The sequence below is a fragment of the Thermococcus onnurineus NA1 genome (assembly GCF_000018365.1).
GTDB lineage: Archaea > Methanobacteriota_B > Thermococci > Thermococcales > Thermococcaceae > Thermococcus > Thermococcus onnurineus.
The window spans coordinates 338,060-360,568 of the sequence record NC_011529.1; the positions used below are offsets into that span (position 1 = coordinate 338,060).

A 22,509-nucleotide genomic window follows, 5' to 3' on the forward strand; every position below is an offset into this window, starting at 1 on the left:
TTCCACCCAGGAAAAACCTTTTATTTGGTGCAGACCCTACCTCTACGGTGGGCCCATGCTCGAGCTTGGCAAGTACATCAATATATCAGACGATCTCTTCGTAGTCAAAAACCTGATAGGTGCAATCCTCCAGGGCGTCGGCCTTGCCTATCTCTTCCCGATACTGCTAGCCTGGTTTTATCCCGATGAAATCGACTACGTAATCTACTTTGCAATTCCTGGGATATTTAGTATCCTCCTTGGCGCATGGCTCGCGAGACACATGGGGAAGATTGAGGACGTCAATTTGAGACAGGCGATGGTCTCAGCAGCTTTTACATGGCTCTTTGCATCTTTCATAAGCGTCGTCCCCTTTATGGCTATTGGAGGAATGTCGTTCGTTGATTCTTACTTCGAGAGCATGTCTGCCTGGACTGGGACTGGACTCACCATGATGAGCAACCTCGAGAGCTACCCCCACATTCTCATCTTCTGGCGCTCTTGGATGCAGTGGCTGGGGGGAATTGGTATCGTCCTTGTCGCCCTTACTATACTCATTCGCCCGGGAGTCGCGGCGGCGAGGCTTTACAGAGCTGAAGCTAGGAGTGAGAGAATCCTGCCGAATCTTGTCAACACATCGAAGGTTATCTTCGAGATATACTTCGTCCTTACTCTGGTGGGTGTCTATCTCTACTATCTCAACGGCATGCCGCTTTTTGATGCCGTCATACACTCCATGACGGGTCTTGGCACGGGTGGTATGAGTAGCCACGACCTGAGCATAGGCTACTTCAACAGCACCGCAATAGAGGCAGTCACGATTTTCCTCATGATAATGGGTGCCGTTAACTTCACGGTTCACTACAGGATATTTCGGGACAAACACCTGAAGCCATTCTTTGAGGACGTTCAGGTTCGCTACATGTTCGTGTTCCTCTTCCCGACAATAGCGGTAATGGCCTTCAGTCTCGCCCAGATCGGCGATACCATTGGTGATGCCCTCAGACAGGCGGTCTTCCATGCGGTTTCTGCCATAACCTGTACCGGATTCGGGATAGCGGATCTCAGCAAGTATCCCGAGCTGGCCAAGTTCATGATAGGAATACTCATGGTCATAGGAGGCGGTGCTGGAAGCACTGCAGGCGGTATAAAGCTCATCCGAGTTACGTTGATGTACGAAAGCCTCAAGTGGACGATTCAAGGTGCGATACTGCCTAGGGGTGCGATAATCAAGAGGAAGGTTGGGAACTATATATTCAGCGACGAAGATGTTCAGGAGGTCATGAGCTTCACCATGACGTACTTTGCATTCCTTCTCATCGGAACTGTCTACACTATGGTTCGCCTTGGGACGAGTCTCGTTGATTCCTTCTTTGAGGTGGCTTCTGCCCAAGGAAACGTCGGTCTCAGTGTGGGCATCACGTCTCCAAGTCTTCCCGTTGACATGAAGATTCTCCTCATCCTCCACATGTGGATAGGCAGGCTGGAGATATTCTCAACGCTGGTGTTCATAATAAGCGTCTTCTTCCTCGCCCCCAGGGTGGTGGGCAAAAGATGAACGTGATAACCGTTGAGAACCTCAGCTTCAGGTACAGAAGGGCAAAGGAGTATTCCTTGAGGGATGTCAGCTTTGAAGTCAGGAGAGGTGAGCTACTTGGAATAATTGGCCCGAGCGGGAGCGGGAAGTCGACGCTCTGTCTGACGCTTAACGGTATAATTCCCCACTCGATAAGGGGTGACTTTTCTGGAGAAGTCATCGTCCGAGATCCTGGAACTGGAGAGGAGTATAACACCATAGAAACCCCAGTTGCGAAGCTTTCAACCGTTGTCGGACTAGTTCTCCAGAACCCCGAGAGCCAGCTCTTCAGCATGACAGTCGAGGAGGAGATAGCATTTGGCCTGGAAAATCTTGGCCTGGACCGGAACGAGATAATGAGGCGTCTTCGCTGGGTGCTTGAGGTTTCTGGTCTTAAAGGTCTTGAGAAGGAGTTCCCCCCCAACCTGAGCGGTGGCCAGAAGCAGCGCTTGGCGATAGCAGCTGTCCTAGCAATGAAGCCTTCAGTCTTGGTTCTCGATGAGCCGACCTCCCAGCTCGATCCCTTGGGGAGAAATGAGGTTTTAGGACTTGTTTTGCTCCTCAGGAAGGAGCATGGAATCACAGTCGTCTTGGTGGAACATCATACGGATTACATACTCCGCTTCGCAGACAGGATAATAGTCATGGATAAAGGATCGATAGTACTCGAGGGGAAGCCGCGGGAGATAGCGGAGGAAGCCGAAACTCTTAGGAGACTCGGTATAAATCTTCCCCCAAGCCTTGAGATATCTTACGAACTTAAAAAGAGGGGTTTAATAAGCCGGCTGGCTCTCACTGAGGAGGAACTTCTCTCCGGGATAAGATCTCTCTGAGGTTTAATGCTTCACCAAGGAGTGAGTGCTTCAGATCGTATAGCTTGAGCATGAGCTCGAACCTGGCGTCGGGGTCTTCCACTTCCTCCGCCAGTTTAAAGGCCCCTTCAAGTATTCTGAGAGCTTCCTCTCTGTTCTGTGTTCCCTCTATGGAGGCTATGTAGTATAGGGCCATAGCCTTGTGGAAGGGGCTGGCAATGTGTTTAATTATCAGCTTTGCCTTCTCCACCTCCCCTGCGCGGTAGAACATCTCCGCCAGATGTACGAGGACAACATCGAGCTTCTCTGGATCGCGGACCATCTTCATGGCATAGCCTGCCTTGTCCAGGAGGCCTAGTCTTATCAGGTTCATCAGTATCTCCCTGATTATATCATCGTGGTTTTCTGCCAAGTTAATGGCCGTGCGAAGGGCTAGGTCTCCGTTGAGTTCGTCATCGAGCCGGTAGAATAGGATTGCCAGATCAGCCATCAGCAGTGCCCGATACCGAGGATTGAAGAGGGCGTTGACTGCGGGTATCATCTCCTTTATTCTCTCCCGCGTTCTGCTGACATCTTCCTCGTTTAGTGTGCCGGTTTGCTCCTCCTTGTCCAGTTGCTCCACGATGGAGCGTATTACCATTCTCAGGGCCAGGAAGATGTTGTGCTCCTTCTCAAGGTTCTTTATCTGTTCTAGAGCCTCGTCTATCTCTTTCATTTTGAGGTATTCCTCAATTTCTTCTAGGATTTCGAGCTCGGACTTCTTTTCCTTTCCGCCTATGATGGATTTGAAAAAATCATCCAGCTTCCCCATGACCTACCTCCTTCTCAAGCATCAGCTCGAGGTAGGAACGCCTCTCAAACTTCTTGACCCCGAGGGAGGCCAGTATCTTCCTCAGTACTCTAACGGTCTCCTCCACGACCTCCTCGCTCTCAGCCAGCGCTTCTATCTCGATGAACTTTCCGAGGCCTTCAACCTCGTCGAGTGCTATGACAATGCCCTTATCAACGTAGTACTTTTCCCTGGTTTTCTCGACGATCAGCACCTCTTTGAATCCTAGACTCTCAAGGATTTCTGTATGCTTGTCCGGATCGCTCAGGGGAACCTCTATCTCCTTTCTCGTCTTCGAATTGGGATCGATTTTCGGCCCTTTATAGGTCATAATGGCCTCAAAGTGCCCGTTGAAACGTCTTATCCTGATCCTTAAAGCTTCGTCTGTCTTGGCAAAGTCCCGACAGGGATGCTGAAAGTAGGTGTCCTCGTGGTACTCCCTTCTTATCAGCTTGAAGTTCTCTCTCACCCTCTCAAACACTTCGTCGTCTGCATAGCCCTTAACCTCTATCTCTATCATCTTCCAACCCCCAAGTTCTTCTCAAGCTTCCTCAGGCAGGTGGGACAGTAGAGCGGCCCCTTAATGTCTGTATCAATTATCGAGTTTGAGAAATGCATGACGCATTCTCCCTTCGGGCAGTGGGGAAGACCAAAGACGTGCCCGAGCTCGTGCATGGCCTCTTTGATTGCTCGTTCAACGAAGAGCCTCCTGTTAGGCAGCTTCCCATAGAACTCCGGCCTGAGACGGAATGTGGAAATAACCGCCGCCCCGAGCCTCGAATTGGCCAGACCGAAGATGAAGTTCAATCCCTCCTCATAGAGGTCGAGCGATGTAATCCCGAGGACTGCTCTTGCATTCCTCATCCTCCCAAGCTCCGAGAGTGTTATCAGAAAAGCTCTCCCAAGAAACTGCCTCCTTAAGGAATTGTATGCCTTCAAAAACGGTTCTGGAGGGATAGCGTCGGATATCTCAACAGTGAGGCCGAAATGTGGATAATACGAGCCTACGAACTTCGCTATCTCCTCGGTCACCATTCCATCAACGGTGCCGATAGGCACGATGAGTATCACCCCTCAACACCCCTGAGGAATTCAAGGAGCTCCCTAACGTACTCGATGTATTCCTCCATGTTCCTGAAGGCTATCTCATCGTTCATAAGGTCGTAATCGTAGATGAGTACCTCCCTCAGCTGGGCGAGGAATTCCGCTTTTTCGGCAGTCTCTTTTGGCAGGATTCCCTTCTCTTCAAGGGACCTGATAAGATCAGAGTACGAAAGGGCTATTATTTCCCTTTTCCGACCGAGTTCCGAGAGGCCCTCAAGGAGGGCTTGTATGGCGAACTCGAGCCTCTTGTATATTCCATCCTTTGCTAGGCCCATCAACTTGAACTCCTCAAGGGAATCTGGCATTGCCTCCTTTATCAGCTCGATGCTCTCAACGATGTATTCAACGTTCACTTCCCACACCTATAATAGGCTGGGAAGACAATGAAATAAACTTTTCCCAGAGGGGGACGGAGAAGAGAGCTGAAATAATCAAAGGAAAGGGCTGGATGCCGGGTTCTATCCCGGAGGAAGTTGCGCCACGAACGTGGTATCATGGAGTGAGGTCCATTGGTCTGAGCTCCTCAAGCATGTACTTGGCGAGCTTTACCGTGAGGTCGATGTCCCTAAGGTCAGCGGTCTCGACCTGGCTGTGCATGTACCTTATCGGTATGCTCAGAACTGCAGTTGCGACGCCCTCGCGGTTTATCTGCATTATGTTGGCGTCCGTTCCGGTTGGCCTTGGGGAGGCCTCGACCTGGAGTGGTATCTCGTACTTCTTGGCAATCTCATCGGCAAAGGTCCTTATCTTGGGGTTAATGTTTGGCCCAACGTCCATAACCGGACCGCCACCGAGCTTGGGAACTATCCTGCCCTTGTCACCGACCTGCTTGGCGAAGGTGACGTCCATAGCGATACCAATCTCCGGATCGATGGCGTAGCTGGCAACCCTCGCACCCCTGAGGCCGACCTCTTCCTGAACGCTGGCCACGAAGTATATGTCCGCCTCATGATTCTCGATGGCTCTGGCAGTCTCAATCATCGCGTAAAGGCAGACACGGTCGTCAAGGTAGGGCGTTGCAACTCTGTTCTCGTTGAGCTGGGTGAAAGCTGGGGCAAACTCGCCAATGGTTCCAACCTTGAAGCCCATCTCTTCGGCCTCTTCCTTGCTGTCGGCACCGACGTCCACAACAATGGTGTCCCAGTTCGCCGCCTTCTTCCTGTCTTCGGGCTTCTGGAGATGCGGCGGTATGTGGCCGACCACTCCAAAGCGCTCGCCCTTCTCGGTAAAGAAGCGAATCCTCTGGGCAACCAGAGTCCTCGGGTCAACACCGCCAACGGGGACGACGTGGAGGTAGCCTTCCTTGTCGATGTGGTTTACCATGATGCCTATCTTGTCCATGTGGGCGGCGATCATTATCTTTGGTCCATTACCCTTCTTGTGGGCTATAACGTTGCCGAGCTTGTCGACGTAGATTTCATCGACGTAGTCCTTCAGAGCCTCAATAACAACATCTCTTATTCCGAGAAATTCGTAACCGGAAACACCTGGAGCTTCGACGACCTTCTTCAAAAGTTCAATATTCACCATGGCTTTCGCCTCCTTTAGATTTCCCTCTGAAGGTATTCGGCCTCCTTAATAAGGTTTACGAAGAGAAAAGAGAAGTCAGCCCAGGATGACCTGAAGGTAGGCCTCCTCGCCGGGCTCGAGGTGCTCTATCTCCCACAAAACCCTGTTATCCTCCACTTTCGCGCTTCCCTTCGTGGCCCTGGCACCTAGGGCAGTAACTCCCTTCTCGAAGCGGAAGTTGTCAATGCTCCTCAGTCTGGGGGCCTTAACTTTAACGAAGTAATAGCGGTCGAGCCTCTCCTCCTGGATAATGGGCATGAAGAACGCTGCGTAGGACGTTCCGGCGAGCAGGACGCCGGCTATGAGGAGTATTGCCGCGAGAGGACCATAATTCTTTGGCGGCTGCACGGGGGTGGTGGTCGTGTTCGAGGGCGAGCTGGTAGTGGTGGTTGGCGTTGGTGTGGGCGTTACTGGTGGGACGACCTTGGCACTGGCCTCGGCTCCCACGTACCTGCTGCTCTCGGCCTTGAGCATAATGGTTCCATAGCCCGTTTTCTCAAGGTCTACAACCGTTATTCCCGAAGAGTTCGTGACAGCGTAGTCCTTGCCGAGCGGCCCTGATGCGGTAACTGTTATGTTTGGAACGGGCTCTCCAGTGGAATCGACCACCTTCACTAGAAGTGTCTCGTTTTTCTGAAAATAGCTTAGAAAGAGCTTTTTCACCTCTACGAAGGTCGTAACGATCTTTCCGTCGAGATTGAGAACTATCTCGTAAGTCCCCGGCTGGTTCACGAGGTAAGAGACGGTTCCATCGTCGTCGGTTTTGAAGGGTACACCATTTATCCTGACGGAGATGTCGGAAACGCCCTTTTCGTCCTCATCGTACACGTGGACGTAGATTGCTCCGTCCCTGAAGTAGGCATCGTATCTCAGGTTCCTCTGGTAAACGCGGAAGGTTGCCGTTGTGCTCTTGAATCTGCCGCTGAAGTTGGCCCAGAAGTAGATCATGTAGTTCCCGACCTTCGGCGTAATGAGGGTGATGTTCTTTATCCAGTTCTCACCTGGCTTCAGGTAGATTGTGGTCGAGAACGTCTCGAGAACATCACCATCGCGGGAGAGAGTATATCCTATTCTTCCTATGATGACACCGTTCGCCTGGGATGTTATCCTGAGGGCAGCCGTGATGTTGCTCCCGTAAGTGTACTCGTCGCCTACGTCGATCCTGAGGGCGTAGTCGACAAAGGTCTTCACACTGACAGTTATTTGGGCCTCTGAATAGCTGGAGCCGGCCCTCGCGACGAGGGTGAGTGTGTATTTTCCGGGATCGACGTTGAGTATCTTGACGGAGAGCGTGTCCTGAATCGTCTCGTTCGGTTCAATTGGGTCTCGAATCACCTTGCTCTGGTAGAGGAAGCCCTCCGTTGGGCCGGTGACGTAAACCGTGACGTTTGAGAGTGTCTGGTTTCCAAGATTCATGAGCTTGAAGGGGATTATTATGATGTCCCCAGGAACACCTGAGAATTCGTCGTTGAGCGGGATTATGGCGAGCGGCGACTGGGCACTTACCGCCGGAAGAAAAACCGGAATCATCAGAATTATCAGGGGCAGACCTCTAAGCTTCACCCTTTATCACCCCTTCGAGGGACCTCTGCTTTCCAACAACTTCGTCAAAGGTTAGATAGTTTGGTGTCTGCAGGCTAACCTTATAGTTTTTGCCGCCGCTCTCCAGGTTCTCCGGGTAGAAGAAGCGCCAACCGTTGTTTATGAACTTGACCGCAATTATAGGTTTTCCTCCAAACCTCTCCGCAAAGGAAATGAGCTTCTCGTAGTCTTCCCTGCTGAAGTATAGCTTCTCGTCGTGGGTGCTCTTCACCTCTATGCAGAGGTAGAGCTTTCCGTTGCCGGCTATGATATCGACCTTCTTGCTTCCAGCCGAGCGAACAACCGCGAAGCCGGCCTTCTCGAGCATCTTTATGAGCTCCCTCTCGGCGCTTGCGCCTCTTCTGTATCGCATTGCACTCCCTCGGACTATCTTGTCCGGTTAGGTTTATAAGTTATGTCGAGGAGTTAAGGGCGGTGATGAATATGGCGATTTACGAGTTCGAGGGAAAGAAGCCTAAAATTCACGAGACCGCTTTCATCGATGAGACTGCCTCGGTCATAGGAGACGTTGTCCTTGAGGCGAAGACGAGCGTCTGGCCGTCTGCAGTCCTGAGGGGAGACATAGAGCAGATTTACGTTGGAGAGGGCTCCAACATACAGGACAACGTGAGCATACACACCTCCCACGGCCAGCCGACGATCATAGGAAAATACGTTACCATCGGACACAACGCCGTTGTCCATGGGGCGGAGATAGGCGACTACACCATCATAGGCATGGGCGCGATTATCCTTGACGGCGCCAGGATAGGCAAGCACGTCGTCATAGGTGCAGGTGCCCTCGTCCCCCCGGGCAAGGAGATACCAGACTACAGCCTCGTTGTCGGCGTTCCAGGAAAGGTCGTCAGGCAGCTCAGCGAGGAAGAGATTGAGTGGACCAAGAAGAACGCTGAGATTTATATAGAGCTCGCCGAAAAGCACCTGGGAAGCAGAAAGAAGATTGAGTGATGTCTGATGATATCCCGTTTGGTTTCACATATCCCTCACATTTTATTCAAGCCCGCCTACGACCTCTATGAAAGCTACCTTCTCGACAAGGTTAAGGGAGGTCGCATTCCGAAGCACGTAGCTATAATAATGGACGGCAACAGGAGATGGGCCAGAAAGCTCGAAAAGCCCCCCTGGTATGGTCACCTTTTTGGTTCCCGAAAGCTCGAGGAGATTTTGGAATGGTGCCGCGAGCTTGGAATAAGAACCCTTACCGTTTACGCCTTCTCCACGGAAAACTTCAGGCGTTCCCCGGAGGAGGTAAACGCCCTCATGAACCTCTTCGAGGAGAAGTTCCGTGAGCTCGTGAATGATGAGAGGATCCACAAGTACGGCATCCGTGTAAACGTTATAGGCAGAAAGGAGCTCCTCCCCGAGAATGTGAGAGAAGCTGCTGAAGAAGCCGAGAGGGTCACTAGGAAGTACAACAATTACACCCTCAACATAGCTTTGGCCTATGGTGGAAGGAGCGAGATAGCGGACGCCGTGAAGGAGATAGTGGACGACGTTCTGGCCGGAAAGATAAGCCGGGAAGACATCGACGAGGATCTCATTAAGAAGTACCTCTACTATCCCAACATGCCTGACCCGGACATCGTGATAAGGACGGGTGGTGAAGTGAGGATAAGCAACTTCCTGCTCTATCAGATAGCCTACAGCGAGCTCTTCTTTGTTGATGTGTACTTCCCTGAGTTCAGGAAGATAGACTTCCTCAGGATAATCCGCGAGTACCAGAAGCGGCAGAGGCGCTTTGGAAGGTAGCGTTCTTTAATTGGGACCTTCTTCTGGCAGAACCACCCTTTTTAAAATTTTCCGCTAAAGCTTATTAACATTGGACGAGATTTTTCCACGGTGGTGATCAATGAACTACGAGGAGCTCAGCCCGAGGATCAAAAAAGTTTATGCGCAAGTGAGATACCTTGATGACTATCACTGGAAGATCGAGGGTGACAGGATAATCGGAATTCACAAGAAGAGCAACGTTAGAATCACCATAGACGTCGCTGACAACAAGGAACACGCCGAGAAGCTCTCAGAGAAGAAAGCCGATGGAATCAGGATAATCGCGATTCCTGACAAGAACGTGTTCTACATTCACAACGGGGCTTTCATTCTCACTTACCGCTACCTAAAGGCCACTCTTGCAGACATAAACGACCACATAGTCTGGAGCGGCTTTAAGGTCGTCGAAGGAGAGGGCGGCCTTATTCAGGAAGACTTCTACGAGTACCTCGGAGGAGTGCTTGTCCAGCACATAAAGAACAACATGCTCACCGGCCAGGACTACGTTTTCTGGCAGTTCTACAAGTGCGAGCAGTGTGGCAAGTACGTGGACGTCGAAAGCCTTGAGAGTCACCTCAAGGGACACGGAATAAAGCACCATGAGAAGGGCGAGGAGAAGTACGAGGTCTTTGAGATAAACTTCCGGGAAAGAAAGGTCTACGACAAGTACGGCAAGGAAGTGCCCATGGAAAAATTCAGTGAAGAGGCCAGAGACTTTCTCAATGAAATAATGGCTGGCATGACGGGCCCCATTGAGTGATTCCTTCTTTTTTCTGTTGATGCAATCAGCGGGCTGGAATCCAGTATACAGCGTTCGTGGAGGTGATGGCAGTGATGGAGATGAACGTCATTGACATCTTCCGCAAGGAGGACTTTTCCGGTTCAACAGTTAGCATAATTTATGACGCCTACTCTTCCGCCTGGCAAATTTCTTTGTTGCTCTTGCGCTATGGTTTGGAAAACGGATACTTTGGAATCGTCTCAAACTACACCATCCCACTGAATGCGTTTATGAGAAAGGCAGGGACTGTTGGCCTCAATGTCATAGAAGCGCTGAAGAATGGAGAGATGGCAATAATAGACCTCTTTGGTTCAAGGTACCTCTCAAGGGAGGACATTCCAAACGTCTTCTACCTCGATAAGGTCGAGCCAGAAACTCTGAATCCGAAGATCGAACGCATATATACCACCAATTTGAAGGAATATCTCTCGGAGAAGCCAGCACTTCGCCTGATATACACTCTCGATGGTGCATCCCTCATGCTGGGTGAAGATAACACCCTAAAGCTTTTGAACCAGACCCTCGCTTCAAGGAGCATTGAGCTTCCCAACTCCACGCTGATTCTTGCCATCAATCAGGACGTAGTCTCCCGGCGCTTTGTTGCGTGGGTAGCAAGCATAAGTGATTACGTTATTCTTGCAAGGTCTCGGCTTGACGAAGATGGTCCAAGAGAGTTCCTTTATCTGATAACAGCTCCATACGAAGAGTTTGAGCCAACGGCCTATTCCTTCAGAGTCACAAAAGACAAAGGAATAGAAAAGCTAAAGGTACGAAAGATTAGCCCCTGAACTTGGGCCTCTTCGAGAGGAGAAGCGGCAGCGGCCTCGGCTTGTAGGGGAAGCCCTCAGTCTGGCTCCTTATCTCCCTTATGAGGTCCTCGAGCTGCATCTCACCCTGCTTTCCGTCGCTCCTTCTTCTGACGGTTATCGTGTTCTGCTCCTTCTCGTTTCTGCCGACGACGATAACGTAGGGAATCCACTCCTTCTCGGCCTTTCTTATCTTCTTGTTGAGCCTGTCGGAGGTGTCATCAACGTCGACGCGAATCTTGGCACCCTCGAGCTTTCCTGCAACGTAGAGTGCGTAGTCGAGAACTTCCTCGCTGACAGGAATGACACGGACCTGTATCGGGCTGAGCCAGAGCGGGAACATCGGTTTGATGCCCTTGGACTGGAGCTTGGCCTGCTTCTCGAGGATTGCGTACATAACCCTCTCGATGGCGCCGCTCGGCGAGCAGTGAAGGATGAGCGGGTACTTCTCCTTGCCGTCCTCGTCGTAGTAGGTTATGCCGAACCTTTCGGCGTTCTCAACGTCTATCTGGACGGTGCTAAGGGCAGCAGCCTTGTCGAGGTTGTCCACGAAGTTGAACTCAAACTTGAGTATGAAGTAGAAGAACCTCTGCTTCCACATCTCTATCAGGACGGGCTTGCCTATTATCTTTGCCAGCTCGACGATGAAATCTCTGTTCTCGTTCCAGAAGTCTTCGGTGAACCTTATGGCCACCTCGTAGTCCTCTGGAGTTAGTCCAACGCCCTTAAGAACTTCCATACTGAGTTTGTACTGCTTCTTGAACTCGGCCATGGCCTGTTTGAGGTCCCTGGCGACGGTGTGCATATCGGGCATCGTGAAGGCCCTAAGTCTTCTGAGGCCGGAAAGCTCACCGCTCTTCTCGCGCCTGAAAGAGTATCTAGTCAGTTCATACATCCTCAACGGCAGGTTGCGGTAGCTTATAATGGCATCCTTCTTGATGAGGAACTGGCCGAAACAGGCAGCAAAGCGGAGGAAGAACTTCTTGTCACCGCTCTTAACGATGTACTGCCTCGCCGGGAAGCGGTTGAGGTACTTTTCAAGCGCTGGGTGCTCGAAGTCGTACATAATCGGGGTCTCGACTTCCATCGCCCCGTACTCAACGACCTTCTCCGTGACGTACTGCTCCAGCAGTCCCTTGATGAGCCTGCCCTTCGGGTAGTAGCGTAGGTTTCCGGGGTCGCTTCCTGGTTCGTAGTCAACGAGCTCCTGCTCGAGCATTATCCTGACGTGTGGTGGCTCCCTGTCAGCGATACGGCTCTTGCTTATCTCGTAGTTGGCGAACTTTCTGAGGTTCTCGTGGCCGGTGAAGTCGAACTTGTCAACCTCTATGAGCTCACCTTCGGGGGTTAGGATGTACCAGTAGCTGACGAGTTCTTCCTCCTCTTTCTTGAGGGCCTCTGGAATCTCCTCCTCGGCCTTGGCTTCGCCGCTCGGGACTATCGTCCTGCTGAGTTCTGCCAGTGGGTGGCCCTTACAAGAGAGCTTGAAGGCCTTGTAGTAGCCGAAGGGGGCGCGCTTGACATTGAAGCCCTCCTCCCTGAGCTTCTCTTCGACCTCCCTAAGAACCTCCAGGGCAATGTCTGGCTTGGCCAGCTCACTGCTGAGGTGGGCAAAGGGATAGACGAAGACATTCTCGGCTTTAACCTGGGAGGCAACATCTTTGATTTCGTTAACGGCCTTCTCGACAACCTCATCGGGATTGGTCTCATCGACTTTTTCAACGCTTATGAAAACCGCCAGAACCTCCTCCAGGCGGCCTTTCTTCTGCTCCTCGCTTATTGGCTCTGGGTTTTTCAAGGCCTTGTCTTTGACCTCGTACTCCAAATAGTCGCTGTGTATTAGAAGCATTCTCATCCTTAACCACCACCATAGGCTCAATTGGAATTACTAAAACTTTTCCCCTTGGCTTTATAAATTCTCCCGCGTGGCAAAGACTTAAAAAATCCTGACGGGAACTCCCATGGAGGTGGGAGAATGGATGAAAAGAAAGGCGTAAAAAACGGCGACCTCGTTCTTCCTGGAGATTACCTCGGTGTCATCGAGGAATATCTCCCTGGTGAAGGTGTCAAGGAGGAAAACGGAGAGCTCTACGCCATCAGGGCCGGAAAGGTAAGGATAGACCCAGACAGGATGGAAATCAGTATTGAACCTGTCACCGATACGCCCCCTCTCCCACAGATAGGCGACGTCGTTATCGCCAAGGTCATAGAGGTCAAGCCCCAGGCTGCGATAGTCCAGCTCGTTAAAATTGAGGGCAGAAATGATAGGGAGATAGCTACCTCGAAGCTCGCCGGGATACACGTCTCTCAGGTCAGAGACGGCTACGTAGAGAGCATGACCAACGAGTTCAAGATAGGGGACATAGTTCGCGCTAAAGTCATCGCTAACGAGAAGAGCCCCATACAGCTCTCCACAAAGGGCTACGACCTTGGTGTTATATACGCCCTCTGTTCCAGATGCAGAGCACCGCTCGTGAGGAGGGGTAACCAGCTCGTCTGCCCAAGGTGTGGCCATGTTGAGACTAGGAAGCTCTCATCCCTGTACAGAAAGCTGAAGGTGTGAACATGGCGAGGGCGAAGAAGGTAATAACCATTCACGTTCGCGATGATAGAGAGAAGGAGGAGTTCCTCAGGGAACTCCAGAGACTCCGCCTGCCGGCTTTCATCTACGTCCACGGGAAGCTCAACGACCTAAAAATAAACATCCAGGGCACGAAGGAGGAGATACGAGATGCCATCCACAAGATCAGGGAGATACACAACCGCGTTAGGGCCAAGCTCTATCCCGACAGGCGCGGACTCTACCGCTACACTATAGATGACCTGTTCAGAGAAGCTGGGGCCAGTGTCTCGACGCCGATACTCCTCAAAACCCTCGAGCTCCTCGGAGAGACTGTGGAAGTCAAGGATGGGGAGCTGGTAACGTCGATGCCCTGGGAGGAAATCGTGGAACTCGTTGAGACCCTCGGCGAGTACCTCTCGGATATATCCCTCCAGACGACCAGACAGATAAGGGAGGTCATCCTGCCGGTTGCGGTGGTCTACGACATGGATCCATCCGAGGTTACAGACCTGCTTTTGGAGCTCGGCTTGGCGGAGTGGAAAGAGGATAAGTTTAAATACGAACTGGTGAAGAACAAGGATCAGGCGCTGGAGATACTGCTTAACCATCTGAAGGGTGAGGAAAATGAGGATTGAGGTCATCAAGCGTGAGGAAAACGTCCTTGAGTTCTACCTTGAGGGAGAGGACCATACCTTCGCCAACCTGCTCAACGAGGTGCTTCACGAAAACGAGCACGTCACCTTCGCAGGCTACACCATTGAACACCCAGTGCTAATGGCGAGGAAGCCGAAGTTCAGGGTTGTCACCGACGGCAAGATAACCCCAGAGCAGGTCCTCGAGGAGGCGGCGCAGAAGATATTCGACAGGGCTAGGGCAGTTCTCGAGGCCTGGAAAGAGGTCCTGGGCGAGTGAGCCCCACTCTTTTCTAATTTCTAGTCTACATCCAAAACCCTTAAATCCTGGACTGTTCTAACTTTAAGTTGAAACATTTCGACCTTTCGTGAGGTGGAATGATTGAAGCATCCTCCGGCAGCGCTAATTGCTGTGATCCTTCTAGGGCTTGTGGTGAGGCTCGTACTTGCCCCTTATTCGGCCGGCAGCGACCTGGCCCAGTTCTACGGCTTTGCAGGAACGATGCTGGAGTATAAGACCTGTTTCTATGCCTATGCCGATTCAATTGGCCACATTGGGGAGGGCTGGCCCTATCCTTGGCCCTATGTCTACGGTCCGGTTCTGGCGTACCTTCTCGCGCTGATCCGCTCAATTGTTGGGGGCTCTGTCGAGGCCTTTTGGAGCGGGGAAACATACTACGTTTACGTTGACCCAACTTGGGCTTTCTCCATCAAACTGGTTTTCATAGCTGCGGACACCTTCGCGGCCGTTACCCTGTACCTCCTTCTCAGGGGACGGGGCGAAAAAGTTGCCGTCCTCGGAACGGTTCTATACTATCTGAATCCGGTAACTATTTACGTTTCAGCAGTCTACGGTATGTTCGACCAGTTAGCTCTCCTCTTCTTCCTGCTTGGCCTCTACATATCGACCAGGAGAGAAAAGCTCCCCTACGCGCTCTATGGCTTTACCCTAACTGTCAAGCACACCCTCCTTTTTCCGGTCCTCGTTTCCCTCTGGGATGCCCTTCTTGATGGGAAGTCGGGCGTTAAGAGGCTTGCCCTCTTTTTCTTCGGTGCTTTGATTCCTTTCTTTCCGATGTTACTCCTTTGTCCTTCAAGCCTCCGTTCTCTTCCCGAGCTTCTAGGAGGAATGCGAGTTGGCTACACGCTACCGATTTCTTACAGCTTGAACGGAGTTTCGAGCCTAGCCACATACCTCCATCAGACGAGAGGAATTGATACGCTGGTTTTTCTCGAGCGCTGGTACATTCCCGCGGCCCTTCTATTTGCACTCGTCTTCCTGAGACATGCATTTGAGAAGGATTTGTTCGTCTCGACTTCTCTTGCCTACCTCGTTTTCGTTGCCACTTTCTGGAGGGTTAATCCCCAGTACCTAGCCCCTCTCGTGGCTTTCCTTATTATTATTGCTTTTCGGATAGGGGGTTTCTCTTCGGCTCTAGCTTTGGGAACTGCAATCTATACCGGTTTCTGGCCCATAATGCATCCCACTTCCTTCTGGTTCCACGTGCACCTGCGAAATCCCAACTGGGGGATGGTGGCCCTGATGGACCGTCTAACGCTTAGAATTTTCAGCGACGAGGCCTACGTCGCCTATAGCCTCGGTCTGACGGTCCTTCTCTACACTATAATCCTGACTTCAACGGTCCCACACCTCAAAAACCTTAAAGCCTGGCTCTCCGAGAAGGGGTGGGTGAGAGCTTGAAGTACGAGAGGAACTTCACGGACAAGGGACTGTCAAAGTTTGGCGATTCACTGATCAACTTCGTATTCTCGCTGGCCTTAAGCGAGTACCTTGGAAGACCAACAGGCGAAAGGGTCCCGAACGCTTCCCTGAGCATCGCCCTCGAGCTCTCCGGTCTGAGGCACGTGGTTCCACCGAGGACTGATAAACACGGCAAGGGGGACATAGCGGAAGCCATCTTTGCCTACGCCTGGCTTGAGGGGAAGATAACGGTTGAGGAAGCCGTGGAGATTTTGAAGGAAAACTTCACCGAGGATGTTACTCACTTCTCAAGGAGAAAAGAGGCGATAGGGAAGGCTTTTGCTGAGGTTTTCAAAGTTATAAAGGGAAGGCTGGACTTATAGGCTCGTCAGTAACTCTATAAGTCCCTGCTTCGTCGGCACCTTGGCGAACTTCTCTGGATCTTTGACCTTCAGCAGGAGAGGGACTTCGCCGAAGAGCCTGAGCACCTTTCCGAAGGGTATGTTCCCTTCACCGGGCATAAGGTGTAGGTCGCCGACACCATAAGCTAGGGCATCCTCGGGTTCAACCTGCGGGAAGAACTTTCCGAAGTTGTCATGTATCATGAGGATGACCGTCTTGTCGGTTCCGAGCTTGACGTCCTCGAGGAGCTTGTCAGCGTCTCCCTGGGCGCTCAGGAAGGCATGGGCGACGTCGAGTGCAAAGCCAACGTTCTCCCTATCAACGTTGTCGACGACGTAGAGGGTGTCCTTGACGCTGAAGGTGTTCTCGAGGGCTATCTTTATACCGAACGGGGCGACCATATCCGCCAACTGCTGGATGGCCTCTATCTCGAGGTCGAGCCTTCCGGTTCTGCCGCTCTGCATGACGATGACCTTAGCACCGAGCTTTATGGCGACGTCTGCTATAGCTCTCGCAACCCTGAAGTGCCGGGTATAGTAGATGTGGTCGCGCAGATTGACCGAGGTTGGCATCCTCACTATGTAGTCGATGCCAACGCCGCGGAGGGTCGTTTCTACGTTCCTGAGCTTCTTTTCGACGACGACACCGTTCTTGATAAGTCCAAGGGTGTGCGGGAATATCGAGACGAAGTCGTAGTTCTTTATCTTAACGTCGGCTAGAATCGAGGCGAGCGTCTTGTCCTTCGTGACGAAATGCGGATAAATCGTTACACCTATCTCCATGCTACCACCTACACAAGAGTAGAGCGCTGGATATAAAAGCTTAGCGAGGGGCAGAGTTTAAAAGTTTCAGTCCAGACTATACGTGGGTGAGTGAATGAGGGAAAACATCTGGAAATACATCTCGGCAATTCTCATTCTTCTCCTCGCGGCATCCAGCATAGCGGTTGTTCTGCTCTACATGCAGAACTCCGAGCTCCAGAACTACATACCTTCAAACGTCACAAACACGGTCATAGTTGAAGGATCCATCAACGCAAGCTGCAACGTTACGGCCTACAAGCTCCAGTTAGACGAGCTCCAGAGGCAACTTGACTTCCTCAAAGCTCAGCTGAGGGAGCAGAACCTCCCCGAGGGCAACACCACCATAGCCATTGTTCCCATCTTCGGGCTTATCGACGAGTACACTGCCCTTAGTATTATCCCGGTTCTTAGAGACATCGCCGGGAATGATTCCATCGGGGGCGTCGTGCTGTGGATAGAGAGTCCCGGTGGCTATGTCGGTCCGGTGAGGGAGATATACGCCACTGTTAAGAAGCTCAACCTCATAAAGCCTGTCGTAGCTTATACCGGTGGGATAGCGGCTTCGGGAGGCTACTACATAGCGGTTGGGGCGGAGGAGATAATCGCCGACCCGCTTGCTGAGGTTGGGAGCATAGGGGTCATCTACGTCCACTATAACCTTCAGCAGAACTACGAGATGAACGGGATAAAGGTGGAGGTCTTCAAAACAGGCCCATACAAAGACATGGGCGCCGAGTGGAGGGGATTGACCGAAGAAGAGAAGGCTATGATAACCGAGAGTGTTGACACTTACTTCCAGGCCTTCCTCCAGGCCGTGAGCAGTGGCAGGGGCATGAGTCTCAACGAGACGAAGGAGTACGCTACCGGAAGGACGTGGTTTGCAATGAACGTCACCGGAAGCCTCGTAGATGAGACCGGTGACCTGGACTACGCTGTCAAGGTGCTTGGGGAGATGCTTAATGTAACCAACCCGAGAATAGTGATTTACAGCGGTCGCTCATCTTCGAACTTTGCCATATTCGGAAGCACGGCTCTCCTTCTTGACCCCCGCTATGTTGATCCCTACCTGAAAACGGGCTGAGGGGGTGGGAGCTTGCTGTGCGAGGAGAAGCTCGAGGTGTTTGAGAACGGCTTCGAGGATGGGAAGTTCAACCTCAGGATAGAGTTCTATGGGAGTGATGCCAGAAGAGTTCTGCTGGCCATCATAAGGGAGCTCTACCTGCCGGACTACGGCGAGGACTACGCCTACCCCTTCGAGTGCGCCAAGGAGTCCTGGGGCATCTATATGGACGCTGGCGAGATAACGGCCGAAGAGTTCAGGCCAAGCCCGATAAAGTTCCTAAACCAAAGTGTCCTCAACAGGCTTGAGAAGGTCCTCGCGGGGATAAATGCTCCGGAAGAGGTTAAAGATGCCATCGACTTTGAGAAAGCCGAGATCCACAAGCTCAAGAAAGGTTTATTAGTCCTTGGGAAGAACTTCATCCTTGACGAGGGCAGGGGAGTGCTCTTCGTCTTTAACAAGCCAAGCGCGAGAGAGTTGATACTCAAGTACCTGGGGATGTTGGATGGAGCTTGAAGCTGCCATATGGATAGCGATTTCCCTCATAGTCCTTTACCTTGTATGGGAGACGGTTAGCCCTATCCTTTCCCCTATCATCATAGCCGTGACCCTTGCCTACATACTTTACCCATTCCATGAAAGGCTTGCAAGAAGAATGGGCAACCGGCTTTCTGCATTTACGATGACCATACTCCTGACAATCCTGACGTTTTTCTTCATAATAGGCTTTGCTTTGTGGATGAATGACGTCAAGCACTCGCTCGCTCACTACATAGACGGCTTCTTCACATGGCTCCTCACATTCAACCTCCCGCCCTCGCTCTACGAGCTCGTTCAGAAGCTCGCCGAGGACATACCGAAGCGCTTCGAGGAGTACATCCTCGGCTACACCTACTCCCTTCCCAAGCTCTCTCTCCAGGCAATAGTGATGGTCTTCGCCTTCTACGGCATCCTAGTCAACGCTAGGGCGATAAAGCGCGAGGTCTACTCTCTCCTGCCTTCGGAGAACCGAGAGCTGGCGATAAAGCTTCTTGAAAGAGCTGGCGAAACCCTCCACAACCTCCTGCGTGGCTGGCTCTCCCTTAGCGTTCTCAAGGGAATATTTGCTGCTGCTGGCTTTTTGCTCTTTGGAATGGCCGAAACGGGTGGTGCGATCGCTGCGGGAATTTTCACAGTTATATTCGAGCTCCTCCCGGTATTTGGCGGATGGGTGGTCTGGCTTGCGGGAACTGTGTACCTCATCAATGGGGGTAACATCCTTTGGGGCATTCTCTTCGCTTTCTACGGCATCGTTTTTATCTCGCCGCTCCCAGATTTTCTGCTCAGGCCGAGAATAGCGGTTAGGGAGAGAGGTGTAAACGCACTGGTTTCCCTTGTCGGTATTTTTGGAGGTTTTCTGGCCTTCGGATTCGTCGGCATCATAATCGGCCCCCTCGCGCTGTCCCTCCTGGCCACCCTCGTGGAGGAGTGGAAAGAAGTGAAAGCTAAGGCCCGAACCGCCTTATGAAGTCTGCTATCTTAACCGCATCGAGCGTTTCTTTCACATCGTGTGTTCTCACTATGTTAGCACCCTTGAGGACGGCTATTGCTGTGGCCGCCAAACTTCCCGGAAGCCTTTCCGAGGGGTCTTTTCTGCCGGTTATTGCTCCGATGAACGACTTTCTCGAAACGCCAATAAGTATCGGTCTACCAAATATCTTGAGGGCGTTGAGGTTTGCTATGACCTTGGAGTCCCACTCGTACCAAGGCGGCCACTCCGGGCGGAGAAATCCGATGGCTGGATCAACAGCAATCTCCTCGATGCCGTACTTTTCGGCTATGGTTATGCTCTCCTCGAGGAAATCTATGACGGTGTGAACCGGGTCGCTGAGGTTCCGTACTTCCCCGTGGGCGCAGACTATCACTGGGGCGCCGTATTCTCTAGCCACTTCTGCCATTTTCTCATCGCCTTTGAGGCCGGTAACGTCGTTTATAATGTCAGCACCGGCTTTGAGGGCTTCCTCCGCGACCTTCGCACTGGTGGTGTCTATACTTATCGGAACGTCAACATGCTCTCTGATGGTCTTTATCGCCCACACTGCCCTTCTTATCTCTTCCTCAAGCGGAATCTGGGTCTCAAGGTAGGGGGCAGTCGATTTCGCCCCGATGTCAATAAAAGCGGCTCCCTCCTCCACCATCTTCACCGCAGTTTCTATCAGCTTTTCTTCGTCATTTTTGACGCTTCCTTTGTAGAAGCTTTCGGGTGAGACGTTGATGACCCCCATTATCCTCGGCTCGTCCAAATCAACCCTTGCAAACTTCATGGTTTCACCTCGGTACTGAGCTTGATGCCCCAGAGTATAAATGTTAGGGTCGCGAGGGCTGTGAGCACGTGCCGTATTTCCCAGCTCATGTCGCTCCATATGAGGACGGCGTTCAGGAGAATAAATCCCCCCGGTACAGGAAGCTGGATCATGTCCCTGCCGTTCTTGACCAGCACAAGAACAAAGTACACCTCGGCAAGCACGAGGAGGGCACCCCCGGCAGTAACTGATACAAAAAACGGCAGGAACGCCACCAGGTAAAGCATCCACACCATCAGCTCCTCGAGGCCCAGATTTTCACTCCTCTGCATGTTATCACCGCAGAATGTAATTAAATTCATCCTAAAAAGTTTTTGCCAATGGTTAAAAAACATATGCATCAACTTTCTCCGGTGGTGTTCATGATAATCCGTACTCCCAGGAGGCTCCACCTCGGGCTCATTGACCCTTCCGCTACATTTGGAAGACGCTTTGGAAGCCTTGGAGTTGCCCTAGAGGGTGGCTATGAGATTAAGATAGTCGAGAGTGACTCCATGGAGATAGCCGCTGATGGCGAAGACAGGGAGACGATAGAGTTCGCGATAAAGAGGATGAACTCCTACTATGAAACGGGCGTTAACTATCTCGTAGAGGTTAGAAAGGCCATCCCGAGACACGTTGGTCTTGGCTCAACAACCCAGCTGAGCCTCGCGGTGGCGAGCGGGATAGCAGGGCTCAGGAATCTAAACGTTTCCGTTGAGGAGCTTGCAAAGGTTCTCGGCAGAGGTAAAAACAGTGGAGCAGGCATCTACTCCTTTAAATACGGAGGTTTTGTGATAGACGGCGGCGTTAAGGACGGCATACCTCCGCTCATCTTCCGCGAGGATTTCCCCGATAGCTGGGCATTTCTCCTCATAATCCCAGAGCTGGAGCCCGGCCTCGATGAAGAGGAAGAAAAGCCCGTCATGGCAGGAGTTGTTGGAAGGGTGGACGTCGCGATGGAGATATCCCATAGAATCCTGCTCGGTCTCCTTCCAGCGCTCAAAGAGAGGAACATAAAAACCTTCGGCGAACATCTAAGTGCCATTCAGAGCCTCGTGGGTAGGCACTTCGAAGCCTACCAAGGTGGCGAGTTCAGGGAAGACGTTGAGCTGGTACTTGACTTTTTGGCTCAGAAAACCTACGGGTATGGCCAGAGCTCCTGGGGACCGACGGTTTATGGGCTGATACTCAAGAGTGAGTTCGCAAGACTGAGTGCTGAAGCCCACGATTACCTTCGGGAACACGGAATTAGAGCGAGGGTTGAGCTGGGCCTTCCGAGGAACAAAGGTGCCGAGATAGCCGGGGAGAACGTCTTTCTTGAAAGGCTCCTAAAGAATGTGATGGGTGGGGAAAGTTGACCCTCGATCGCTTCATCAGGGTAAAATACAAGGTCGATAAAGCAAAAGTTGCCCGCCTAAAGGGAATCTTAAGAGAGCTTGGCTTGGAGTGTGCGAGGACAATTGAGGAAAAGGTTGACCTTCAGTTTGATGCTCTCAGGAGCCTGCACGAGAACCTGGATGACGGTGAGCTCTTCATAAAGCTCGTTATTGCTAACTCTATAGTCAGCTACCAGCTGACCGCCAAAGGCGAGCGGTGGTGGTGGGAGTTCTCGCAATATTTCTCTGATAACCCCCCAACTGAGGGCATAGCCGAGGCCTACGCTGAGTTTCTTCCAGTTTCGAGAACTAACAGGCGTCTCGTCGCTGGGAAGATAAAGCGGCTTGAGAAGCTCGAACCTTTTCTCAAGGAACTAACCCTTGACGACCTCAGAAGATACTACTTCGACAACATGGTGGCGCTCAGAGACGACCTGGCCATCGTGCTTGGTTCAAAGAAGAACGCTAAGACAATTGTCTTTGCTGTCAAGATGTTCGGCTATGCCGGGAGGATAACCTTTGGGGAGTTCGTTCCGTATCCAATGGCTATAGAAATCCCTGACGATGTGAGGATAAACACTTACACCAAGCGATTTACAAATGAGCCGCCGGTTAGCTTCTGGCAAAAGATAGCCGAGGAAGTTTCAATCCCACCGCTTCATATTGACTCGATTTTATGGCCGGTTCTTGGTGAGAATGAGGAGGTTAAGGAGAGGCTAAAAAAGCACTGTAATAAGGCTGAAAAGGTTCTGGAGCTTACCGTTCTGTAGCCTTTCTTAACCCCTTCGTTTTTATTAATCCCACTTAAAAGACAAAATT

27 protein-coding genes are annotated in these 22,509 nt (G+C 51.7%); 16 read left to right on the forward strand and 11 right to left on the reverse strand.

All coding sequences use genetic code 11. From position 1 onward, the window contains the following. Positions 1 to 55: 55 nt before the first annotated feature. On the forward strand, positions 56 to 1,537 hold the full coding sequence (locus TON_RS01905) for a TrkH family potassium uptake protein (RefSeq protein WP_012571320.1): 1,482 nt from the start codon (positions 56 to 58) through the stop codon (positions 1,535 to 1,537). Next, positions 1,534 to 2,388, forward strand: coding sequence for an ATP-binding cassette domain-containing protein (locus tag TON_RS01910; RefSeq protein ID WP_012571321.1), 855 nt, complete (start codon positions 1,534 to 1,536; stop codon positions 2,386 to 2,388). Before TON_RS01905 ends, TON_RS01910 begins: the two co-directional genes overlap by 4 nt. Here the strand turns inward: TON_RS01910 and TON_RS01915 are convergent. From TON_RS01915 to hjc, 7 genes are all read right to left on the reverse strand, one after another. Then, a complete protein-coding gene (locus TON_RS01915) occupies positions 2,348 to 3,178 on the reverse strand; it encodes a hypothetical protein (RefSeq protein ID WP_012571322.1) in 831 nt (276 codons plus the stop codon). The genes TON_RS01910 and TON_RS01915 overlap by 41 nt on opposite strands. Next, on the reverse strand, positions 3,162 to 3,716 hold the full coding sequence (cyaB, locus tag TON_RS01920) for a class IV adenylate cyclase (RefSeq protein ID WP_012571323.1): 555 nt from the start codon (positions 3,714 to 3,716) through the stop codon (positions 3,162 to 3,164). The genes TON_RS01915 and cyaB overlap by 17 nt, the downstream gene beginning before the upstream one ends. Continuing rightward, positions 3,713 to 4,267 (reverse strand): archaemetzincin family Zn-dependent metalloprotease, encoded by a 555-nt coding sequence (locus TON_RS01925; RefSeq protein ID WP_012571324.1) that lies wholly within the window; start codon positions 4,265 to 4,267, stop codon positions 3,713 to 3,715. Before TON_RS01925 ends, cyaB begins: the two co-directional genes overlap by 4 nt. Beyond that, positions 4,264 to 4,662: a DUF86 domain-containing protein gene (locus tag TON_RS01930; RefSeq protein WP_238516331.1), complete on the reverse strand. Its 399-nt coding sequence runs from the start codon at positions 4,660 to 4,662 to the stop codon at positions 4,264 to 4,266. Before TON_RS01930 ends, TON_RS01925 begins: the two co-directional genes overlap by 4 nt. Positions 4,663 to 4,792: 130 nt before the next feature. After that, positions 4,793 to 5,830, reverse strand: a complete 1,038-nt coding sequence (locus TON_RS01935) for a lysyl aminopeptidase (RefSeq protein ID WP_012571326.1) — start codon at positions 5,828 to 5,830, stop codon at positions 4,793 to 4,795. Between the two features lie 75 nt (positions 5,831 to 5,905). Continuing rightward, positions 5,906 to 7,432: a membrane protein gene (locus TON_RS01940; RefSeq protein WP_012571327.1), complete on the reverse strand. Its 1,527-nt coding sequence runs from the start codon at positions 7,430 to 7,432 to the stop codon at positions 5,906 to 5,908. Then, on the reverse strand, positions 7,422 to 7,823 hold the full coding sequence (gene hjc, locus TON_RS01945) for a Holliday junction resolvase Hjc (protein WP_012571328.1): 402 nt from the start codon (positions 7,821 to 7,823) through the stop codon (positions 7,422 to 7,424). The genes TON_RS01940 and hjc overlap by 11 nt, the downstream gene beginning before the upstream one ends. A 71-nt stretch (positions 7,824 to 7,894) precedes the next feature. On the opposite strand from hjc, the gene TON_RS01950 reads away from it, so the two are divergent. The 4 genes from TON_RS01950 to TON_RS01965 all read left to right on the forward strand — a co-directional run bounded on the left by TON_RS01950 (position 7,895) and on the right by TON_RS01965 (position 10,810). Then, entirely contained in the window at positions 7,895 to 8,419 is a 525-nt protein-coding gene (locus tag TON_RS01950) for a gamma carbonic anhydrase family protein (RefSeq protein WP_012571329.1), read from the forward strand. A 6-nt stretch (positions 8,420 to 8,425) separates the two neighbouring features. Then, on the forward strand, positions 8,426 to 9,220 hold the full coding sequence (gene uppS / locus TON_RS01955; protein ID WP_012571330.1) for a polyprenyl diphosphate synthase: 795 nt from the start codon (positions 8,426 to 8,428) through the stop codon (positions 9,218 to 9,220). A gap of 100 nt (positions 9,221 to 9,320) precedes the next feature. After that, the gene (locus TON_RS01960; RefSeq protein ID WP_012571331.1) at positions 9,321 to 10,001 is read left to right on the forward strand and encodes a TBP-interacting protein; all 681 of its coding nucleotides are present in this window, start codon (positions 9,321 to 9,323) and stop codon (positions 9,999 to 10,001) included. Between the two features lie 65 nt (positions 10,002 to 10,066). Beyond that, entirely contained in the window at positions 10,067 to 10,810 is a 744-nt protein-coding gene (locus TON_RS01965; RefSeq protein WP_238516333.1) for a hypothetical protein, read from the forward strand. Here TON_RS01965 and TON_RS01970 read toward each other — a convergent pair. Continuing rightward, a complete protein-coding gene (locus tag TON_RS01970; protein ID WP_012571333.1) occupies positions 10,800 to 12,683 on the reverse strand; it encodes a threonine--tRNA ligase in 1,884 nt (627 codons plus the stop codon). The genes TON_RS01965 and TON_RS01970 overlap by 11 nt on opposite strands. Before the next feature lie 120 nt (positions 12,684 to 12,803). Here TON_RS01970 and TON_RS01975 point away from each other — a divergent pair, with 120 nt between their 5' ends. From TON_RS01975 to TON_RS01995, 5 genes are all read left to right on the forward strand, one after another. Then, a complete protein-coding gene (locus TON_RS01975) occupies positions 12,804 to 13,391 on the forward strand; it encodes an exosome complex RNA-binding protein Csl4 (protein WP_012571334.1) in 588 nt (195 codons plus the stop codon). 2 nt (positions 13,392 to 13,393) lie between these two features. Beyond that, on the forward strand, positions 13,394 to 14,026 hold the full coding sequence (locus tag TON_RS01980) for a DUF2067 family protein (protein WP_012571335.1): 633 nt from the start codon (positions 13,394 to 13,396) through the stop codon (positions 14,024 to 14,026). Continuing rightward, positions 14,016 to 14,303, forward strand: coding sequence for a DNA-directed RNA polymerase subunit L (locus TON_RS01985; protein ID WP_012571336.1), 288 nt, complete (start codon positions 14,016 to 14,018; stop codon positions 14,301 to 14,303). The genes TON_RS01980 and TON_RS01985 overlap by 11 nt, the downstream gene beginning before the upstream one ends. Positions 14,304 to 14,405: 102 nt before the next feature. Next, positions 14,406 to 15,725: a hypothetical protein gene (locus TON_RS01990; protein WP_012571337.1), complete on the forward strand. Its 1,320-nt coding sequence runs from the start codon at positions 14,406 to 14,408 to the stop codon at positions 15,723 to 15,725. Further along, complete coding sequence (locus TON_RS01995) at positions 15,722 to 16,108, forward strand: ribonuclease III family protein (protein WP_012571338.1); 387 nt, start codon at positions 15,722 to 15,724, stop codon at positions 16,106 to 16,108. The genes TON_RS01990 and TON_RS01995 overlap by 4 nt, the downstream gene beginning before the upstream one ends. Here TON_RS01995 and TON_RS02000 read toward each other — a convergent pair. Further along, positions 16,103 to 16,909 carry a sugar phosphate isomerase/epimerase family protein gene (locus tag TON_RS02000; RefSeq protein WP_012571339.1) on the reverse strand — a complete coding sequence of 269 codons (807 nt, stop codon included), beginning with the start codon at positions 16,907 to 16,909 and terminating at the stop codon, positions 16,103 to 16,105. The genes TON_RS01995 and TON_RS02000 overlap by 6 nt on opposite strands. Before the next feature lie 94 nt (positions 16,910 to 17,003). On the opposite strand from TON_RS02000, the gene sppA reads away from it, so the two are divergent. Genes sppA through TON_RS02015 form a run of 3 tightly spaced genes read left to right on the forward strand, consistent with a single transcriptional unit; the run spans position 17,004 to position 19,497 of the window. Beyond that, positions 17,004 to 18,011, forward strand: coding sequence for a signal peptide peptidase SppA (gene sppA, locus TON_RS02005; protein WP_012571340.1), 1,008 nt, complete (start codon positions 17,004 to 17,006; stop codon positions 18,009 to 18,011). Positions 18,012 to 18,023: 12 nt separating this feature from the next. Next, entirely contained in the window at positions 18,024 to 18,506 is a 483-nt protein-coding gene (locus tag TON_RS02010; protein WP_012571341.1) for a PH1570 family protein, read from the forward strand. After that, a complete protein-coding gene (locus tag TON_RS02015; RefSeq protein ID WP_012571342.1) occupies positions 18,496 to 19,497 on the forward strand; it encodes an AI-2E family transporter in 1,002 nt (333 codons plus the stop codon). Before TON_RS02010 ends, TON_RS02015 begins: the two co-directional genes overlap by 11 nt. On the opposite strand, the gene folP is transcribed toward TON_RS02015, so the two are convergent. Next, on the reverse strand, positions 19,475 to 20,293 hold the full coding sequence (gene folP, locus TON_RS02020; protein WP_012571343.1) for a dihydropteroate synthase: 819 nt from the start codon (positions 20,291 to 20,293) through the stop codon (positions 19,475 to 19,477). The two genes, TON_RS02015 and folP, sit on opposite strands and share 23 nt — an antisense overlap. Continuing rightward, positions 20,290 to 20,604 (reverse strand): hypothetical protein, encoded by a 315-nt coding sequence (locus TON_RS02025; RefSeq protein ID WP_048055025.1) that lies wholly within the window; start codon positions 20,602 to 20,604, stop codon positions 20,290 to 20,292. The genes folP and TON_RS02025 overlap by 4 nt, the downstream gene beginning before the upstream one ends. Before the next feature lie 90 nt (positions 20,605 to 20,694). Here TON_RS02025 and TON_RS02030 point away from each other — a divergent pair, with 90 nt between their 5' ends. Beyond that, positions 20,695 to 21,672 (forward strand): beta-ribofuranosylaminobenzene 5'-phosphate synthase family protein, encoded by a 978-nt coding sequence (locus TON_RS02030; protein ID WP_012571345.1) that lies wholly within the window; start codon positions 20,695 to 20,697, stop codon positions 21,670 to 21,672. Continuing rightward, complete coding sequence (locus TON_RS02035) at positions 21,669 to 22,460, forward strand: N-glycosylase/DNA lyase (protein ID WP_012571346.1); 792 nt, start codon at positions 21,669 to 21,671, stop codon at positions 22,458 to 22,460. The genes TON_RS02030 and TON_RS02035 overlap by 4 nt, the downstream gene beginning before the upstream one ends. Positions 22,461 to 22,509 lie beyond the last annotated feature (49 nt).

What these genes read in the sequence shown, in the direction of transcription:
- TON_RS01975 (WP_012571334.1), top strand. Translation starts at nt 12,804, where the DNA reads ATGGATGAAAAGAAAGGCGTAAAAAACGGCGACCTCGTTCTTCCTGGA.
- TON_RS02015 (WP_012571342.1), top strand. Translation starts at nt 18,496, where the DNA reads ATGGAGCTTGAAGCTGCCATATGGATAGCGATTTCCCTCATAGTCCTT.
- cyaB (WP_012571323.1), bottom strand. Translation starts at nt 3,716, where the DNA reads ATGATAGAGATAGAGGTTAAGGGCTATGCAGACGACGAAGTGTTTGAG.
- TON_RS01915 (WP_012571322.1), bottom strand. Translation starts at nt 3,178, where the DNA reads ATGGGGAAGCTGGATGATTTTTTCAAATCCATCATAGGCGGAAAGGAA.
- TON_RS01980 (WP_012571335.1), top strand. Translation starts at nt 13,394, where the DNA reads ATGGCGAGGGCGAAGAAGGTAATAACCATTCACGTTCGCGATGATAGA.
- TON_RS01905 (WP_012571320.1), top strand. Translation starts at nt 56, where the DNA reads ATGCTCGAGCTTGGCAAGTACATCAATATATCAGACGATCTCTTCGTA.
- TON_RS01935 (WP_012571326.1), bottom strand. Translation starts at nt 5,830, where the DNA reads ATGGTGAATATTGAACTTTTGAAGAAGGTCGTCGAAGCTCCAGGTGTT.
- uppS (WP_012571330.1), top strand. Translation starts at nt 8,426, where the DNA reads ATGATATCCCGTTTGGTTTCACATATCCCTCACATTTTATTCAAGCCC.
- TON_RS01965 (WP_238516333.1), top strand. Translation starts at nt 10,067, where the DNA reads ATGGCAGTGATGGAGATGAACGTCATTGACATCTTCCGCAAGGAGGAC.
- TON_RS01950 (WP_012571329.1), top strand. Translation starts at nt 7,895, where the DNA reads ATGGCGATTTACGAGTTCGAGGGAAAGAAGCCTAAAATTCACGAGACC.
- TON_RS01970 (WP_012571333.1), bottom strand. Translation starts at nt 12,683, where the DNA reads ATGAGAATGCTTCTAATACACAGCGACTATTTGGAGTACGAGGTCAAA.
- TON_RS01960 (WP_012571331.1), top strand. Translation starts at nt 9,321, where the DNA reads ATGAACTACGAGGAGCTCAGCCCGAGGATCAAAAAAGTTTATGCGCAA.
- folP (WP_012571343.1), bottom strand. Translation starts at nt 20,293, where the DNA reads ATGAAGTTTGCAAGGGTTGATTTGGACGAGCCGAGGATAATGGGGGTC.
- TON_RS01910 (WP_012571321.1), top strand. Translation starts at nt 1,534, where the DNA reads ATGAACGTGATAACCGTTGAGAACCTCAGCTTCAGGTACAGAAGGGCA.
- TON_RS01985 (WP_012571336.1), top strand. Translation starts at nt 14,016, where the DNA reads ATGAGGATTGAGGTCATCAAGCGTGAGGAAAACGTCCTTGAGTTCTAC.
- TON_RS02025 (WP_048055025.1), bottom strand. Translation starts at nt 20,604, where the DNA reads ATGCAGAGGAGTGAAAATCTGGGCCTCGAGGAGCTGATGGTGTGGATG.
- TON_RS02000 (WP_012571339.1), bottom strand. Translation starts at nt 16,909, where the DNA reads ATGGAGATAGGTGTAACGATTTATCCGCATTTCGTCACGAAGGACAAG.
- hjc (WP_012571328.1), bottom strand. Translation starts at nt 7,823, where the DNA reads ATGCGATACAGAAGAGGCGCAAGCGCCGAGAGGGAGCTCATAAAGATG.
- sppA (WP_012571340.1), top strand. Translation starts at nt 17,004, where the DNA reads ATGAGGGAAAACATCTGGAAATACATCTCGGCAATTCTCATTCTTCTC.
- TON_RS02030 (WP_012571345.1), top strand. Translation starts at nt 20,695, where the DNA reads ATGATAATCCGTACTCCCAGGAGGCTCCACCTCGGGCTCATTGACCCT.